Origin of the sequence: Blastopirellula marina DSM 3645 (assembly GCF_000153105.1) — a bacterium.
Lineage (GTDB): Bacteria > Planctomycetota > Planctomycetia > Pirellulales > Pirellulaceae > Blastopirellula > Blastopirellula marina.
Genome location: NZ_CH672377.1, coordinates 1,873,914 through 1,890,330 on the forward strand (window position 1 = coordinate 1,873,914; position 16,417 = coordinate 1,890,330).

A 16,417-nucleotide genomic window follows, 5' to 3' on the forward strand; every position below is an offset into this window, starting at 1 on the left:
GGCTAGTGTTCCATCGATTCGAAAAATCGCAGCTTCGACACTTACGCTTCGGACTACGAAGAGAATCGCCGGTCAGACTTTCCCCTCGTGCGACTTCCAAAGTTGAGCTTAGGTAAATTCCGAGAGTCGAACGATGCAAAAATTTGTCATTATGGGCGTTCAGGGTTGCGGCAAAGGAACGCAGGCCAAGCTGCTCTGCCAAGCGTACGATCTGACGCATATCAGCGTCGGGGATATCTTTCGTTGGAACATCGCGCACCACACCAAGTTAGCGGCTCGCATCCAGAGAATCATCAGTCGCGGCGATTTGGTCAGTGACGAAATTGTCGCCGAGATCGTGCAGCGCCGGCTGGCCGAACATGACTGGAACTTCGGTTTCATTTTGGACGGCTTTCCGCGCAGCGTCGTCCAGGCCGAGTTTTTTCTCGAGTCGTACGATATTGATGCGGTCATTCATCTTGTGGTGCCGGACGAAGTGGTCCGCGAGCGCGTCCTCTCGCGCCGTCTCTGCAGCGGCTGCGGACTCGACTACAACTTGATCCATCATCGCCCGCAGGTGATTGATCAGTGCGACGTTTGCGGCGCGCCGCTCACGCAGCGAGCCGACGATACGCCGGGCGCTGTCGCAGATCGCTTGAAGACGTATCATGAAAAAACGGCGCCGATCTTAGAACTATTTCGCCGCAAAGAACTCGTCCTGGAAGTTGAAGGAATGCAACCAGCCGAAGCGGTGCAAAAAGAAATCCAAACGCAGTTAGGCTTGAAATCCTCCTGGCGCTAGTCGCTCTTCGCGGCGGGAAGACAAGGGAAGCGCATCGCGCCAGGAATTAAAAAAGGGAGTTCCCCTTTTGCAAAGAGAACTCCCTTTCTACCTATGGCGGCAGAGCGTGACCTCCGACCGCCATCTGGGATCTGGTAGTTTTGATTATCGCAAGATTGCTCCCGAGATCTGCCGAGCAATGACTTGCTGCTGTTCGCCCAGCGACTGATCGGCCATTCGCTGCAGCTCGTGCGGGCGAAGCGACACGACCACGCTCGAACTGCGAACCATGGCGCCGCTCACCGCTTGAGCGAAGCGGAAGAAGCCGCTCTGCTGCGGGTGCGACGCTTGCAGCACTTCGGTCTTGAGCGTCATCAGTTGACGCAGCGAAGCCAAAGCCGATTCGACGTCGAGCCGACCTGCCGAGAGTTCACTGCGAAGCGAGACCAACTCGTCGAGAGTTTCTCGAGCTTCGCGGCTGTCGCCGGCCTGGCAGATCAGCTCCGCTTCGATCCGCATCATGTCGCCGGCGACTTGGCGAGCTCGCGTCGTCAACGGCGCCGCTTGCACCAACTCTTGCTGCAAAGCGAAGATGTTCTGCTGAGCGATTCCAGCGGCGACGGCGTTGGTTCGCGAGTTGACCAGATCGTCCTGCAAGTGCAGCATGTTTCCAAACACGACATCCGCCTGGCGAGCTTGCGGTACGCTGTCGACCAATTCGTCCTGCATGCCAAGCAAGTTTTGCAGCACATTGTCAGCGCGACGCGACTGCGAAGTAGCGGCGAGCAGTTCTCCTTGCTGTCCTAAGATGTTGCCCAGCACCATGTCGGCCTGGCGAGCTTCGGTCGCGGAGAGGATGATCTCATCCTGGCGAGCGAGCATATTCTCAAGCAGCAGATCGGCATGACGCGTCTGGGACTGGGAAGCCAGCACTTTGTCCAGCAGCTTGGTCAACGATCCCAGATTGTTTTCGAGGTTGGCGACGTATGAGTGACGCGAAACCTTGGCGAGTTCGCCGGGGATCGCCAAGACGTTGTCGAGCAACATGTCGGCCTGACGCATGTTGGCGGCGCTGTGCAACGTTTTGTCTTGCAGACGCAACAACCCGGCGACGGCGCGATCAGTCGCCGCCAGATTGCGATCGGCCATCGCGATCCGCGATTGAGCGTTCAGCAGTTGATTGAGCGTTTGTTCGGCGGCCAGCGCGGCCGGGTATTGATCTTGCATGCGGCGATGCAACGACGCGACCCGATCAAGCGTCACTTCGGTGCGCGCTAGATCCTGCTCGACGCGTTGGGCTCGGCTGCGGAGATTGTCGGCGTTGGTCAGCGCGGCGATCGCGTCGAGCGTGCCGGCGTCTTGCTCGAGCAGGGTACGGTGGACGTAGTCGATGTTTTCGACCACGCGGACGGACGCGGCGGCGGCCTGGGCCTGATCATTTAAGCGTTGCTGCAGTCGATCAAGCCGCACCAAGGCGGCCTCCACTTGTCGGAAATCAGTTTGGCTGGCGGCCAACTCGCAGCGGATGTTCTCGAGCGAGTCGAGCGAAGCGCGAGCAGCGGCAAATTGCTCGGCTTGCTGTTGGAGCGAAGACATCAAGTCATTCGTCTTTGTCACGCTCGACTTGAAGGAGACCAATTCCGTCAAGGTGCGATCGACTCGCGAGATCCGCAGTTCGAGGGCCTGCGCATCGTTTTGCGCCGGGCGCACAATCACGATATAGAGCAAGACCACGCCAAAAATGATTCCGAAAGAAAAGGCGCCCCACGAAAAAGGCTCCTGTTGGTTGACATTCTCACTATGTCGTCCCGCCTGGTTTTTCGCCGCCACGTTCCGTCTCCTACCGGTAGAATTTCGGTTGCGCATCTCCACGCAACCTTCCCTGCCTTACTTATCGACGCACTGTCTCCAAATTTCCACCCTTTCTTAGTCGCTTAGGTCAGTGCTAGCGAAATTGAGTCGGTTTGACGCGCGGGATGATTCGCCTGGACGCGCCGGCGAGAGCTTGCTACGCTCCCGAACCGATTCAACTCGGGCGACTTTGAAACAAGGAAGCGAGCATGACAACGAACAACTTCAATTTCTTTCAGTGGATGCGCGACGGCGTGAAACAAGCGGTGTTGCTCGGCGTGAATGACGCTGTCGAGCAGATCGGCATGCCGGTTGAACAAGACAAAGGGAAGTCCGACTTCCTGGGCCTGATGGGTGATGTTGGCGAATCAACCGCCGCGCGCAAATCGCTTGGCGCGACCGCGACCAGCGCCGGTCCTCGCAACAAGCGTTTGGGGCGTAGCTTGAAAGACATCAACACGGACAGCAAATAAGAAAGCTGTCCTCAAGAAACGAATCCGGGCGCCGCAGCACTTCGACGCCCTGTTCGCAATTCAGAACCCTGCTGAATCTCTTATTGGCAGAACGCTAGTTCTGCGAAGGCGGTCGTCGATCCAATGGATGGACGATCGCGATCTCGTCATCTTCGTCCAATTTTTGCCCACACTGGTCGCAGTGAAAGTGACTGGAAAGCGGTTGCATCGCAGCGACCACCGTTTGGCATCGCAGACATCGATACCAAGCGGTCGCCCTTTCCCGCAAATTGAGCGATAGAACTCGCATGCCTCTGATCCCCAAAAGAGTCATATGAATTAGGTAAAAAGCTGGCTCACTGGCTAATTGGCTGGCTGCCTACCTAACTAAGCGAATTCAAATTCATTTGGCGGACAAAAAAATCGTCTACTTTGAGAATTGGGTCGAATTCATATAAAATCAGTTGACTTGGGGGGAGTCGACTCCGGCTAAAAGGACTTCAAATTCCGCTTCGCTTAGCACCTTGACCCCCAGTTGTCGGGCTTTCGCCAATTTGCTTCCCGCCTTTTCGCCGGCGACCACATAGTCGGTTTTTTTCGAAACGCTGGAAGTCGCTTTGCCTCCATGCTTTTCAATCAGCTCCTGAATCTCGTCGCGTCCGTACTTCACCAGCGTTCCGGTAACGACCAGCGTTTTGCCGGTCAGCGGGCCGCCGCCCGTTTCGTCGGATGCGACGACATCCGGCACGTCCTCGGTCAGTTTAAGCCCCAATTGGCGGAGGTCTTCGATCGTTTGCTGACCAAATTCGCTCGCGAAAAAATGATGCACGCTGGCCGCGATAATCGGCCCAATCTCGTTGACCGCGGCGATCTCCTCTTCACTGGCGCTCAGCAACGCATCGACCGTCACAAAATGGCGAGCCAACAACTGCGCGACGCGATTGCCGACGTGACGGATCGAGAGCCCATTCAGTAGTCGTGCGAGCCCGCGATCTTTGCTGGCGGCGATCGACGCGATCAGATTCTCGCTCGACTTCTTTCCCATCCGTTCGAGCTGCGCCAGTTCTTCAACCGTCAATCGATAGATGTCGCCGTAGCTTTTAACCAATTCATCCACCACCAACTGGTCGACCAATTTGTCCCCTAGTCCTTCAACATCCATCGCGTTGCGTGACGCAAAATATCCGATCCGTTCTTTCAACTGCGCCGGACAAGTCTCGCGATTGGGGCAGCGAATATAAACGCCTCCTTCGTCCTTTACGAGCGTCGTATGGCAAATCGGACATTGGGTGGGAAACTCGAACTTCGGCAGTTCCGTCTTGCGCTCATGCATCTCGACGCGCACGATGTGCGGAATGATCTTGCCTGCTTTCTCGACCACCACTACATCGCCGATGCGAATATCAAGCCGCTCGATCTGCTCGGCGTTGTGCAGACTCGAGCGCGAGACCGTCGTACCAGCGAGTTCGACCGGCTCAAGCTCGGCGATCGGCGTGATCGTGCCGGTCTTGCCCACTTGCACGCGAATGTCGTTCAGCTTGGTGATCGCTTCGTACTTCTCAAATTTGTAGGCGATGATCCAACGTGGGCTTTTGGTCGTGCTGCCTAGTCTTTCTCGTTGTTCAAAGCGATTGACCTTCAGCACCAGGCCGTCGACCTCAAACGGCAAGTCCTGGAGCGTTTCAATCAGCGTTTCGCAATGCGCGACCGCCGCGTCAAAATCGGCGAACGCTTCCACCTTGGGTGTCGGCGACAGTCCGTATTGCTTCAGTTCGTTCAGAAAGTCGATGTGCGACTCGCTGTTCAATCCTTCCGCATAGCCGACGCCGTGCGTAAACATCCGCAAGTTACGCTCGGCGCAAATGCGAGGATCGAGCAACCGAATGCTGCCGGCGGTGACGTTGCGTGTGTTCTTGTACAGCGCTTCGCCGGCGGCGGCCAGACGTTTGTTGATGCGCGACAACTCGTCGTTGGTCATGTAGATTTCGCCGCGCACTTCCAACACCGGCGGAACGTCGTCGCCGGCCAATTGCAGCGGGATATCTTTGATCGTCCGAATATTATGAGTGATGTCGTCGCCGACCTGACCGTTGCCGCGCGTCACTCCGCGCACGAGCCGTCCTGCTTCGTACAACAGCGAAGCGGCGACGCCGTCAATCTTCAGCTCGACGACCCACTCAATCTTTTCCTCCGGCAGCAGCTTTTGAATGCGCTCGCCATACGCTTTCAGCTCTTCCAAGCTGTAGGTATTGTCGATCGACAACATCGGCACGCGATGCGCCACTTGATTCAGATGCTCGACCGGCTGATCTCCGATCCGCTGCGTCGGACTATCGGGCGTAACCAGTTGCGGATTCTCGGCTTCAAGATGCTTGAGCCGGTTCAGCAGTTGATCGTACTCAAGATCGCTGATTTCCGTTTTCGCTTCGACATAGTACATCCGATCATGCCGGCGGATTTCGGCGCGTAGGTGATCAATCTCTTCTTGGACGGCTGCCATACGTAGTCCTTCGCGTACTGGAGTCGAGCGAAACGAGTGGTCGCGGCGCCTACTCGGCGCATTCCGGCTTGGCGACAAACTGAGCGTTGTTGGCCGAGTTGGGCACCAGGCACAAAAACTTCAGCGGAGTCTCCCCCACGTTCTGAAACTGATGCACATCGTCAGGCGCCACATAGATCACGTCGCCTGCTTTGATCTCGCGCGGCTGATCCCCTTCGAGCACGATCCCGGCGCCGGCGATGACGTAAACCTCGTGCTCGTAGGGATGATGATGCTTGGGCGTATGACCGCCGGGGGCGACTTCAAACTGGCGCATCGCAAAGTTGGGCGCGCCATCCTTGTCGTTGATCAATTGCCGTACCTGACAGCCGGTCGCTCCCTCCATTTTCACCAGACTGGCGGCCGCTTGTTCAAAGTGCTGAACTTTCATTGGTTTTCTCGTTTGTTTGGGTCTGCAGGGGGACTGCTTTGTTCTAACTTCCGGGCCGCTTTTGCTTCGGCGCGACGGGTCCAGTAGTCGTCTGTCATGATCGCCAAGACGGTGCAAATCGCCAATATGCCCAATTCGGCCATTAAGAGCGTAAACCCGTGCCGGCGAAAGAAATCGACCATTCCACCGGCCTCCGCCGTCCGGTTGAGCAGTCGCACGGTCATAACTCCATAGCCGCAAGCAGTGACGGCGAAAGCGGTTCCGGCAATCAGCAGCGCGACAAAGAACGGATTGAATGTTTTGACGACTCGGCTCATGAAGTTCCCCTATTTGCGACACTCTATCGGACTGCCGGGGGGCAAGCAAGCCGCTGGACACCCCCGCTACTATCTTGTCTGCGCAGGCGGGGGTAAGATGAAGGATTCTACGATCGTCGCCAGCGTGCGTGGAGAGGAAGTGGGGAGGAGCCAGCGTTGCCCAATACGTCGATTCAACTCCGAGGAGTCGAAGTCCACAATCTAAAAAAAGTGGACCTCGATCTCGATCATCGCAAGCTAATTGTATTCTGCGGCGTCAGCGGCAGCGGCAAGACTAGCATGGCGCTCGATACGTTGTATGCCGAAGGGCAACGACGTTATATCGAGAGCTTTTCGGCCTACACGCGGCAATTTCTGGAACGCCTAGAAAAACCAGCCGCCGAATCGATCGACGGCATTCCGCCGGCCCTAGCGGTAACCCGCGGCAATGACTCGCGCTCCAATCGCTCGACCGTCGGCACTGCGACCGAAACGACCGACTATCTGCGTCTGTTGTTCGCCAAAGTGGGCGAAATCATTTGCCCTTGCTGCGGCGCCAAGATTCAGCGCGACACGCCGCAAGAAGTCGCCCAGCGAATTCTAGAGATGAACTCGCCCGGCAAGATGATGCTCACCTTTCCGGTCGCTCCCGACCAAGAAGAAACGTGGGAACAGGTCGTCGCCGATTTGCGCGAAGATGGCTTCGTGCGGGTCATCTCGGGACAACAAACGCTCAACCTGACGACCGACTCTCAGCAACTCAACGGCGGCGCGGTGCAAGCGATCGCCGATCGTCTCTCAGGTGAAGGCCTGAAAGCGGAGCGTCTGCAAGAATCGCTCGAAACGGCGTTTTTGCATGGCGAAGGAGTTTGCCAATTGCTGGTCGAGTCGGAAGAGCTGAACGGCGCCGGCGATCACGGAATTCTGCAGCAGATCGACGGCCGCTCTTGGCGACGACACGTCTACAGCAATCAGCTCCGCTGCGACACGTGCAATCTCGAGTTCATCGAGCCGGAGCCGCGACTCTTTAATTTCAATAGTCCCCTCGGCGCTTGTCAGGCCTGCGAAGGTTTTGGCAACGTGATCGACATGGACATGGACCTGATCGTTCCGGACGTCAGCAAAACGCTAGCCGACGGAGCGATCGCGCCTTGGAATACGCCGGCCTATCATCACGAGCTGGAAGAGTTGCTGGCGCTAGCCAAAGACTACGATCTGCCGACCAACGTGCCGTTCCGCGAACTGACCGAAGAGCACCTGCGTCTGATTCGCGAAGGCGTGCCCGAGCGCGAGTTCGGCGGCCTGAAAGGCTTCTTCCAATGGCTCGAACGGCGCAAGTACAAAATGCACTTGCGCGTTTTCCTCAGTCGCTGGCGCAGTTTCCGCGATTGCGAATCGTGCCACGGCAAGCGCCTGCGTCCTGAATCGCTCGCAGTTCGCATCGGCGGCAAGAACATCGCCGAAGTCTCGAAGATGAAAATTCGCGACTCGTACGAGTTTTTCAAGTCGCTGAAAGTCGACCCGCGGCATCAAGCGGTCGCTCGTCAGGTGCTGTCGCAATTACTCGATCGCTTGAAATACCTGAATGTGGTCGGGCTCGGTTACTTGGCGCTGGATCGGACGATCCGCACGCTGAGCGGCGGCGAGGCGCAGCGCGTTGCGCTGACCAGCACGCTCGGCTCCAGCCTGGTCAACATGCTCTATGTATTTGATGAGCCCTCGGTCGGTTTGCATCCGGCGGATGTCGAACGTTTGGCCGGAGCGATTCGCGATCTAAACAAACGGGGCAATACCGTCGTGCTGGTCGAGCACGAAGAGTCGATGATTCGCCGCGCTGACGAGATCATCGAATTTGGCCCCGGCGCCGGCGAACGCGGCGGAGAGATCATCTTCCAGGGAACGCCGCAAGAGCTGCTGACCTCCGAAGAAACGTTGACCGGCGACTATCTGATGGGACGCCGCAAGGTGATCCATCTCGAGAAACGCCGCGAAACGACGCATGGCCGCGTCCGCATCAAAGGCGCCCGCGGCAACAACCTGAAAAACATCGAAGTCGAGTTCCCGCTCGGCGTCCTCTGCGTCGTGACCGGAGTCAGCGGCGCCGGCAAAAGTACGCTGGTCGACAACACGCTCTATCCGGCCCTCTGCCGCCGCAAGCGGAAAGAAGCCCCCAAGGCGCTCGACTGTGATGATGTCTTTGGCGATGGCCAAATCGACGACGTCGTCTTGGTTGATCAAAGCCCGATCGGCCGCTCTCCCCGCTCGAACCCGGTCACCTATATCAAAGCGTTTGACGAGATCCGCTCGGTCTTCGCCGCGACGGTCCAGGCGCGGACGCACAATTTCACCGCGAGTCATTTCAGCTTTAACGTCAACGGCGGACGCTGCGACGCTTGCGACGGCGACGGTCATATCGCGATCGATATGCAGTTTCTGGCCGATGTCTACATGAAATGCCCCGAGTGCAAAGGACGACGCTACAAAAAGGATGTGCTGGAAGTTTTGTACCGCGGCAAGAACATCGCCGAAGTGCTGAACATGACGATTCGCGAAGCGTTCGTCTTCTTCCGCGGCCAGCCGAAAGTACAGTCTAAACTGCAACGGCTGATCGACGTCGGACTGGACTATTTGCGTCTCGGCCAGCCGGCCAACACGCTCTCTGCCGGTGAAGCGCAGCGTTTGAAGTTGGCAGGCTACTTGGCCTCTTCCAAACGGGGTCGCACCCTCTTTTTGCTGGATGAGCCGACCACCGGTCTGCACTTCGCCGACATCGCGCAGTTGCTCGACTGCTTCAACTCATTGCTGCAAGTCGGACACTCGCTGATCGTCGTCGAGCATAATCTGCACATGATGATGGCCGCCGATTACATCATCGACATGGGCCCCGGCGCCGCCGATGAAGGGGGCCAGGTCGTCGCCACCGGCACGCCGGAAGAAGTCGCGCAGAATGAGAATTCGCGCACTGGTCGCGCCTTGGCTGAAGCATTGCTGTCACGTTCCGGCGTGCGGCTCGCCCCCAAAGAATAGAATGGAGTCGCGATGACTCCTGATCCGCTCGCCAATTCCTGGACGATTCGCCAAGGCGCTACGAGCGAGGCTCGCGTCGAGCTTTGGATCGAGGGCCCCGTCGATCACGATACGCGGATCGAAGGGCCCAGCAACGCTTTCGCGCAAACGTTGACCGCCAAGTATCGGGTCGAAAAGGTCGACGGCGGCCCGGCGCCGTTTCGCGCAGTTCTGCCGGAACCGAACTTTTGGACTCCCCGCACCCCCTCTTGTTATCACATCACCGGGGCTGCACAGCCGTTCGGCATCCGTGATCTGCATGTGCGCGGCTCGCAGCTGCGGCTCGAAGATCATCGCTTCGTCCTACGAGCAGCTGCCGCGACGCAAAACGAACTCATCGATTTTGCTCCCTGGCGAACCAGCGGCATGGCCGCGATTGTCGCGGCCCCTTCCCAGGAACTTTGCGAGCGAGCGCTGTTGGCAGGCGTTTATCTGATCGCCGATCTATCGGACGCTCACCACAACGACATCGCCAGCGAAGTCGCTCGCCTGGCCGCTTGGGCTTCGATCGCAATGGCGATCTTGCCGGGGCGAATCCAACTGCCAGATATAAAACGAGCGGCGCCTCATCTGCCGTTGGCTTGTCTGGGCGAAGAAGCGACGCCTGACTGGGCCGACGTGGTGATCAACTGCCTAGAAGAAAGCATCGCGCTGACGACTCCCAACGGCGACCTGCCTGAAATCTTGTGGCGGTGTCAATCGGCGTCGGCGGTGACGCCGGCCGAGTTGCGGGTCGAGTGCGATCGGCTGCAAGCCGAAGTGGTCGGCGCGTCCAATTTCAGTGGTCTTTGGGTCGGGAGCGTGGGATGAGTGACGATGCGGCCAAGCCCGAAGATCGCTACGCGCGGCAAGTCGCCTACCACGCGATTGGCGCGGCAGGGCAAGCGAAACTATCCAGCAGCACAGCGCTGATCGTCGGTCTAGGCGCGCTGGGAAGCGTGATCGCCGAGACGCTCGCGCGCGCCGGCGTCGGCCATTTGCGAATTGTCGACCGCGACTTTCTGGAGTGGAACAACCTGCAGCGCCAGGTTCTCTATACCGAGCGACAGGTGCGCGATCGCCTGCCGAAAGCGGTCGCCGCCGAGCAACGTTTGCGAGCAATCAACTCCGACGTCCATATCGAAGCGCATGTCGCCGACGTCGACTATCGCAACATCGAAGAGTTGGTCGCCGGCGTCGACGTGATCATTGATGGGACCGATAACTTTGGCGTGCGGTTTCTGTTGAATGACGCATCGTTGAAGCTGGGCGTTCCCTGGATCTACGGCGGTTGCGTCGGCGCCGAAGGGCGAATGATGGTGATCCTGCCGCGGGAAACCCCATGCTTCCGTTGTTTGATGCCCGAGCCGCCGCCAGCCGAGATGACGCCGACCTGCGACACCGCCGGCGTGGTGGCGCCGATCGTCAACGTGATCGCGTCGCTCGAAGCGCTGGAAGCGATCAAGCTGCTCTCTGGCAACCGCGACGCCGTGCAACGCGACTTGGTGGTGGTGGACCTATGGGAAAACCGCTGGCGACAGATCAAGCTTGACAACTTGCGCGACAACGCCGACTGCCCTGCCTGCGGACAGCAGCAATACGAATGGCTCCGCGGCGACCTGGGGGGACAATCGACCGTGCTGTGCGGACGCAACGCCGTGCAGATTAGTTTTCCCGATCGCCCTGCCGTCTCGCTGGAAGCGCTGGCCGAGAAACTTACCGGCGTCGGCCGGGTCGAGAAGAACCCGTATCTACTGCGACTGCATGTCGACGAATACGTGCTCACGATCTTCCCCGACGGTCGCGCCATCATCGCCGGCACGACAGAACCTTCAGTGGCCCGCACGCTCTACTCGCGCTACGTCGGCGGGTAGCGCCTAGAGTGCGTCAAGGCGCACCGCGAACCCGCCTAGTCGGCAACCAATCCCAAAGCGGGGGCACGCAACCGATCGGCGCGATTGCGCGGCCAAAAGAGATCTGAATCCTGTTTATTCGTTGGGCCTTCGGCTGCGAAAAGATTGTCTCTTGACGAAGCGCACGGACTTGGGGTCGATTAGAGGGTGAAGAATTAATCCTCGAATCACGTTCGCGCGTTGGTCGAATCGGCCGACGGGGGCGGAGATTCTATGCGCCACTGCGCTTCGGTTGTTGAAAATTGACGTTCCAACTGAAGCGAGGGATCCTGTTTGCCAAATTCGATGCGATCCAGTCCAACCGGTCGGGCAAAAAAACGAAGCGGTCCGGTCCAGTCCAACCTGCCGGACAAAAAACGATGCGGTCCGGTCCAGTCCAACCTGCCGGACAAAAAACGAAGCGGTCCGGTCCAGTCCAACCTGCCGGACAAAAAACGATGCGGTCCGGTCCAGTCCAACCTGCCGGACAAAAAACGATGCGGTCCGGTCCAGTCCAACCTGCCGGACAAAAAACGAAGCGGTCCGGTCCAGTCCAACCTGCCGGACAAAAAACGATGCGGTCCGGTCCAGTCCAACCTGCCGGACAAAAAACGATGCGGTCCGGTCCAGTCCAACCTGCCGGACAAAAAACGATGCAGTCCGGTCCAGTCCAACCTGCCGGACAAAAAACGATGCAGTCCGGTCCAGTCCAACCTGCCGGACAAAAAACGATGCAGTCCGGTCCAGTCCAACCTGCCGGACAAAAAACGATGCAGTCCGGTCCAGTCCAACCTGCCGGACAAAAAACGATGCAGTCCGGTCCAGTCCAACCTGCCGGACAAAAAACGATGCAGTCCGGTCCAGTCCAACCTGCCGGACAAAAAACGATGCAGTCCGGTCCAGTCCAACCTGCCGGACAAAAAACGATGCAGTCCGGTCCAGTCCAACCTGCCGGACAAAAAACGATGCAGTCCGGAATCAAGAGCGGGGAACCGGCACGTAGAATGCCTCTACCGTTCTTCCTCCGTCTCTTTACCTTGTTCTACTTTCGTGTTCCGCCCATCCCTTGGAGATCACATTGCCCCAGCGAGGTCAATTTTTGGAAAAACTGCGGCGTCGGTTCATTCGTCTACATTCTTAGTTAGATTTTCGCACGCGATTTCAACGAGGGAGCATGTCATGCGCAAGTGGACCATTTGTTGGGCGTTGATCGGCGGGATCGTCATTACCGGCGTCCTGGTTACCAAGACGATGCTGACCAACGAAGTCAAAGCGGCCGAATCGGAAAATTCTGTCGGTCTGAACAGTGACGCCAAACGAGAGAATCCGTTGATTGACTTCGACGGGCATCTCAAGCAAGCGCTGCAGGCGAGAGAGGTTCGCGCAAAGCGTCGCGTCTCCGAACAGGAGTTCCTCGAAATGTCGCAGGATCCGGCGACGCTGGTGCTGGATGCTCGTAGCGCCAGTATGTACAAGTTGCTGCACGTCGAGGGCGCCGTCAACTTGCCCTATACCGAATTTACCGCCGCGTCGTTGGCCCAAGTAATTCCGACCCCAGAGACCCGCGTGTTGATTTACTGCAACAACAACTTCAAGAACGCTCCGGCGGCGTTCGCTCCCAAGAATGCGTTCGTGTCGCTCAACATCAATACCTACGTCGCACTGCACAGCTATGGCTACAAGAATGTCTATGAGCTGAAGCCGCTCTTGGATCGCAATACGACGCAGATCGAGTTCGCCGGCGCCGAAGTGGACGCGAACAAGTCTACTGCGTCACCGACTGCGCGCAGCGAAACCCCGTAAAGTTGTTCGGTGAGCGGGGACCAGAGTGCGAGCGATACCAGACCATCGCTTCGCTGACGCCATCCTGTTCGCTCGAGAGCCAACTGCCGCCGCGGATGACCCGTTCTTCCCCTTCGACCGGGCCGACCGGATCGACGCGATCGGCCAGTTGATAAGAATCTTCGGCGTAGTGATCGCTACACCATTCGGCGGCGTTGCCCGCCATGTCATAGAATCCAAATCCGTTGGCGGCGAATTTGCCGACTGGCGCAACTTCGGCGTAGTCGTCGCTCGCGGCGTCGGCAAACGGAAACCGTCCTTGCCAGACGTTGCCGATGTTTCCCGCGGCGTCTTGAGCCGGATATTCGCCGCTAGTTTGGCCGCCGCGGGCGGCGAACTCCCATTCAGCTTCGGTCGGTAGGCGCTTGCCGGCCCATTCGGCATAGGCGCGCGCGTCATACCAGGAAACTTGGAGGACCGGATAGTCTTCGCGTCCAATGATCGTACTGCCGGGACCGGTTGGATGTCGCCACTGAGCGCCGTCGACGATGGACGCTTCTCCGGTCTTGGCGTCAAAAACCCACGATCGCCCACGTCGCTCGGCGTCGGTCAGATATTGGGTCGCTTCGATGAACGCCGCAAACTGCGCGTTGGTCGTTTCGTGCCGATCCATTCGCAGCGGTGAGATATTCACTTTCACGACCGGCTGAGCGTCGAGCGGACCATCGGGCTTGCCCAACAGAAAGAGCCCGCCGGCGAGCGAGATCATGCCGTCATCATCGCTTTCGACCTCCGCTTCGAGCGGCGAATTGGCAGGCGCCGCACCAGTGAGACCTGCGATGCTGAGCGTGGGAAATCGACCTTCTGGCGGAAAGAAATAGAAGCCGACGCCCAGACTGAGGATCAGCAGGCCGGAGATCGGCAACCAGTAGCTGCGGCGCGGCTTGCCTGGCGGTTTGCCGGCGGCCAACTGTCGCATGTACTGAAGCCTTTGCGTTGATTTGGTCACGACGGCCTCCTTGCCGCATCGACTTTACGCGGTTAGCTGTGCTTTTGCTTCATCCGACGACTATAGGCTTCGAGCTTTCGCTTTTCGGCGGCCGTCAGACTGCTCATACCTTCGTCCCGGATTTTATCGAGGATCCGTTCCGCTTCATCATTGGAATCAACATAGGGATCATCTTCTGGGGGCGAATGAACCTTCAACTTCGGTTTACGTTTCATCGATTCGCGCAGTCGGTCTGGCAGACCGCCAAAGGTGAGGAAACCGAGATTCCAGCCGCCATAAAAGTAGGCCAGGCCGAATGCGGCGCCTGCCAGGTGAACGGTGAACGCGACGTTGCTTTGGCCATTCCCAAAAGCGCCCATGACATTGAAGCCGATCATCACCACGCCGACCAGCCAAGCCGGGACGGGAAAGAGCAGACTCACATAAATCGTGACACGAGGGTAGTTGCATATAAACAGAATCAAAACGGTCGTCACCGCGCCCGAGGCGCCGACGACCGAGCCGTTCATGCTGCCGGTCGCCAAACAGACGGCCGACCAGAAAACGCCTCCCAGGACGACGCTGACCAGATAGATCCGCAGAAACTCGGCGCCGCCGTAACGTTCTTCGATCTGCCGGCCGAACATCCACAACACAAACATGTTGCCGATAATGTGCCAAATGTCGGATTGGCTATGCAGAAAGCCGTAGGTCAGAAACCGCCACCACATCAGCGGGTGGAGCAACGTATCGGCATGCACCGACGCCAGGCCAGGCACAAAGCCGCCTGCTTGCATATCGAAATAGCCGGCGAGCCGGCTGCCAAAGACGAGCCAGTCGACGAAAAAGACGATCACGTTGATGATCACCAACGTGTTTACCATCGAACGCCCGCCCGAGCTGAAAGACATCGAGCGCGGTTCGTCTTGATAATATTCGCGGTCGTAGATTCCCATGTTCCGTAACGCACTTCGGCCGCTAGAGGTTTGGCCGCCGGCATAATCGTTATCACCGGCGGCGCCATCATCATCTTAGGCGCCAAGAGGCTCTAAGTGCAGTCCAGTTTAGCACGTCGTTGGGATCCGCGGCTCAGAGCGCTAATCGCCGACGCCTAACGTGACCGGAATGTCGACTTTTTTTCCCTCGCGCAGAACGCTCAAAGTCACAACTTCACCAGGACTTTTTCGCTCAATCGCAGTCAGCAGGTCATCCGACGATCGGACGGCGGCGCCGTCGACTGCGGTAATTACGTCCGCTTTGTTACGGTCAACGCGGGTTTCTTCATAAACATAAGGCCCCCGACGAATTTGTTCACGAATCAATTGAAACCCACGCAATCCCGCCTTTTCGGCGGGTCCCCCTTGTGCGAGCGATGCGATTCCCAGACCGTCGTCGGTCAAATAAACCCGGGTCACGCCCAAATCGGGCCGCGTCACTTTGCCGCTGTCGATCAGTTGGGGGGCGACGCGACGAATCGTCGCAACCGGAATGGCGAATCCGACGCCCGTGTTTTGCCCGGTTCGACTCGCGATCGCCGTGTTCATGCCGATCAAACGGCCGTTGCTGTCAAACAGAGGCCCGCCCGAGTTCCCCCGGTTCAGCGCCGCGTCGATCTGAATGATCGCTTTCATCGTTCGCCCGCTGCGCGACGGCAACATCCGATTCAAGCTAGAAATAATGCCGATCGTCATCGTTCGCTCCAACCCAAACGGGTTGCCGATGGCGAACGCCTTTTGGCCGACGCGCAAATTGGCCGAGTCCCCCAGTTCAACGGGATAGAGGACCTCAGCCGGCACGTCGATCTTGAGCACCGCGATATCGTTGACCGGATCTTGACCGACCAGGGTGGCCGAGTAGTTCTCGGCGTTGAAGAGCATGACGTCGATCTCGGTCGCGCCTTCAATCACGTGATAGTTGGTCAAGATGTGTCCCTGCTTGTCGAGAACCGAGCCGGAGCCGGAACCTTCGGCCGGCGATTCGGTCATCAACATCCCAAAGACCGTATCGCGCTGCACGCTGCGCGTCATGATGTGGCAAACGCTACGATTTCCTTTGTCGTAAACATAGATATTGCGTTCTTCGTCTGGCGTCAGGCCAAGATCACCGCTCGATGGCCGCAGATGCTGCATCGGCCGCGCATCACTGACGCGGGCATCGGCCGTCGATCGCCAAGCGTTGGCCATCGGAGCGACGGTTTCTTGGGCCAAGCTGGGCTGAATGGAAGCGGCCAACAAAGCAAGCGTCAACACGCAGCAGCTGAGCGAGCCGGCGAAATAGGTGGGTTTCGGCATGAGGCTAACTCCCTAGAGAGAGGAAATTGCAGCGATGGTCTCGCAAGCCCTAGAAGCTTGCGCATAACCGACATTACGAAATTTCGGTGCGAACGGTTCGAACCTGCTAGCAGAGCTTGCCGATTCGACG

13 protein-coding genes are annotated in these 16,417 nt (G+C 58.2%); 6 read left to right on the forward strand and 7 right to left on the reverse strand.

Features of this window, described 5'->3' with window-relative positions; genetic code table 11:
* Positions 1–133 precede the first annotated feature (133 nt).
* Positions 134–781: an adenylate kinase family protein gene (locus DSM3645_RS26835; RefSeq protein ID WP_002655816.1), complete on the forward strand. Its 648-nt coding sequence runs from the start codon at positions 134–136 to the stop codon at positions 779–781.
* A 144-nt stretch (positions 782–925) separates the two neighbouring features.
* On the opposite strand, the gene DSM3645_RS26840 is transcribed toward DSM3645_RS26835, so the two are convergent.
* Positions 926–2,590, reverse strand: coding sequence for a hypothetical protein (locus DSM3645_RS26840; protein WP_002655817.1), 1,665 nt, complete (start codon positions 2,588–2,590; stop codon positions 926–928).
* 230 nt (positions 2,591–2,820) lie between these two features.
* Between DSM3645_RS26840 and DSM3645_RS31050 the strand changes: the two genes are divergently transcribed.
* A complete protein-coding gene (locus DSM3645_RS31050; protein WP_002655818.1) occupies positions 2,821–3,084 on the forward strand; it encodes a hypothetical protein in 264 nt (87 codons plus the stop codon).
* A 439-nt stretch (positions 3,085–3,523) separates the two neighbouring features.
* On the opposite strand, the gene ligA is transcribed toward DSM3645_RS31050, so the two are convergent.
* The 3 genes from ligA to DSM3645_RS26860 are packed head-to-tail and all read right to left on the reverse strand — an operon-like array spanning position 3,524 to position 6,310.
* Positions 3,524–5,563: an NAD-dependent DNA ligase LigA gene (gene ligA, locus DSM3645_RS26850; RefSeq protein WP_002655820.1), complete on the reverse strand. Its 2,040-nt coding sequence runs from the start codon at positions 5,561–5,563 to the stop codon at positions 3,524–3,526.
* A 49-nt stretch (positions 5,564–5,612) separates the two neighbouring features.
* On the reverse strand, positions 5,613–5,993 hold the full coding sequence (locus DSM3645_RS26855) for a cupin domain-containing protein (RefSeq protein ID WP_002655821.1): 381 nt from the start codon (positions 5,991–5,993) through the stop codon (positions 5,613–5,615).
* Positions 5,990–6,310, reverse strand: coding sequence for a hypothetical protein (locus DSM3645_RS26860; RefSeq protein WP_002655822.1), 321 nt, complete (start codon positions 6,308–6,310; stop codon positions 5,990–5,992). The genes DSM3645_RS26855 and DSM3645_RS26860 overlap by 4 nt, the downstream gene beginning before the upstream one ends.
* Before the next feature lie 156 nt (positions 6,311–6,466).
* Here DSM3645_RS26860 and uvrA point away from each other — a divergent pair, with 156 nt between their 5' ends.
* From uvrA to DSM3645_RS30760, 4 genes are all read left to right on the forward strand, one after another.
* Entirely contained in the window at positions 6,467–9,316 is a 2,850-nt protein-coding gene (gene uvrA, locus DSM3645_RS26865) for an excinuclease ABC subunit UvrA (RefSeq protein WP_002655823.1), read from the forward strand.
* A 12-nt stretch (positions 9,317–9,328) separates the two neighbouring features.
* Positions 9,329–10,165, forward strand: a complete 837-nt coding sequence (locus DSM3645_RS26870; protein ID WP_002655824.1) for a hypothetical protein — start codon at positions 9,329–9,331, stop codon at positions 10,163–10,165.
* Positions 10,162–11,208 (forward strand): ThiF family adenylyltransferase, encoded by a 1,047-nt coding sequence (locus tag DSM3645_RS26875; protein WP_002655825.1) that lies wholly within the window; start codon positions 10,162–10,164, stop codon positions 11,206–11,208. Before DSM3645_RS26870 ends, DSM3645_RS26875 begins: the two co-directional genes overlap by 4 nt.
* A gap of 1,197 nt (positions 11,209–12,405) precedes the next feature.
* A complete protein-coding gene (locus DSM3645_RS30760) occupies positions 12,406–13,029 on the forward strand; it encodes a rhodanese-like domain-containing protein (RefSeq protein ID WP_002655827.1) in 624 nt (207 codons plus the stop codon).
* On the opposite strand, the gene DSM3645_RS26890 is transcribed toward DSM3645_RS30760, so the two are convergent.
* From DSM3645_RS26890 to DSM3645_RS26900, 3 genes are all read right to left on the reverse strand, one after another.
* Positions 12,992–14,017, reverse strand: a complete 1,026-nt coding sequence (locus DSM3645_RS26890; protein WP_131282854.1) for a formylglycine-generating enzyme family protein — start codon at positions 14,015–14,017, stop codon at positions 12,992–12,994. The genes DSM3645_RS30760 and DSM3645_RS26890 overlap by 38 nt on opposite strands.
* Before the next feature lie 32 nt (positions 14,018–14,049).
* Positions 14,050–14,907: a rhomboid family intramembrane serine protease gene (locus DSM3645_RS26895; protein WP_161603426.1), complete on the reverse strand. Its 858-nt coding sequence runs from the start codon at positions 14,905–14,907 to the stop codon at positions 14,050–14,052.
* A gap of 186 nt (positions 14,908–15,093) precedes the next feature.
* Positions 15,094–16,287: a S1C family serine protease gene (locus DSM3645_RS26900; protein WP_002655830.1), complete on the reverse strand. Its 1,194-nt coding sequence runs from the start codon at positions 16,285–16,287 to the stop codon at positions 15,094–15,096.
* Between the last annotated feature and the right edge of the window lie 130 nt (positions 16,288–16,417).

Coding starts and splice junctions, on each gene's coding strand:
- DSM3645_RS26900 (WP_002655830.1), bottom strand. CDS start 16,287: ATGCCGAAACCCACCTATTTCGCCGGCTCGCTCAGCTGCTGCGTGTTG.
- DSM3645_RS31050 (WP_002655818.1), top strand. CDS start 2,821: ATGACAACGAACAACTTCAATTTCTTTCAGTGGATGCGCGACGGCGTG.
- DSM3645_RS26835 (WP_002655816.1), top strand. CDS start 134: ATGCAAAAATTTGTCATTATGGGCGTTCAGGGTTGCGGCAAAGGAACG.
- DSM3645_RS26870 (WP_002655824.1), top strand. CDS start 9,329: ATGACTCCTGATCCGCTCGCCAATTCCTGGACGATTCGCCAAGGCGCT.
- DSM3645_RS26895 (WP_161603426.1), bottom strand. CDS start 14,907: ATGTCTTTCAGCTCGGGCGGGCGTTCGATGGTAAACACGTTGGTGATC.
- DSM3645_RS26860 (WP_002655822.1), bottom strand. CDS start 6,310: ATGAGCCGAGTCGTCAAAACATTCAATCCGTTCTTTGTCGCGCTGCTG.
- DSM3645_RS30760 (WP_002655827.1), top strand. CDS start 12,406: ATGCGCAAGTGGACCATTTGTTGGGCGTTGATCGGCGGGATCGTCATT.
- ligA (WP_002655820.1), bottom strand. CDS start 5,563: ATGGCAGCCGTCCAAGAAGAGATTGATCACCTACGCGCCGAAATCCGC.
- DSM3645_RS26855 (WP_002655821.1), bottom strand. CDS start 5,993: ATGAAAGTTCAGCACTTTGAACAAGCGGCCGCCAGTCTGGTGAAAATG.
- DSM3645_RS26875 (WP_002655825.1), top strand. CDS start 10,162: ATGAGTGACGATGCGGCCAAGCCCGAAGATCGCTACGCGCGGCAAGTC.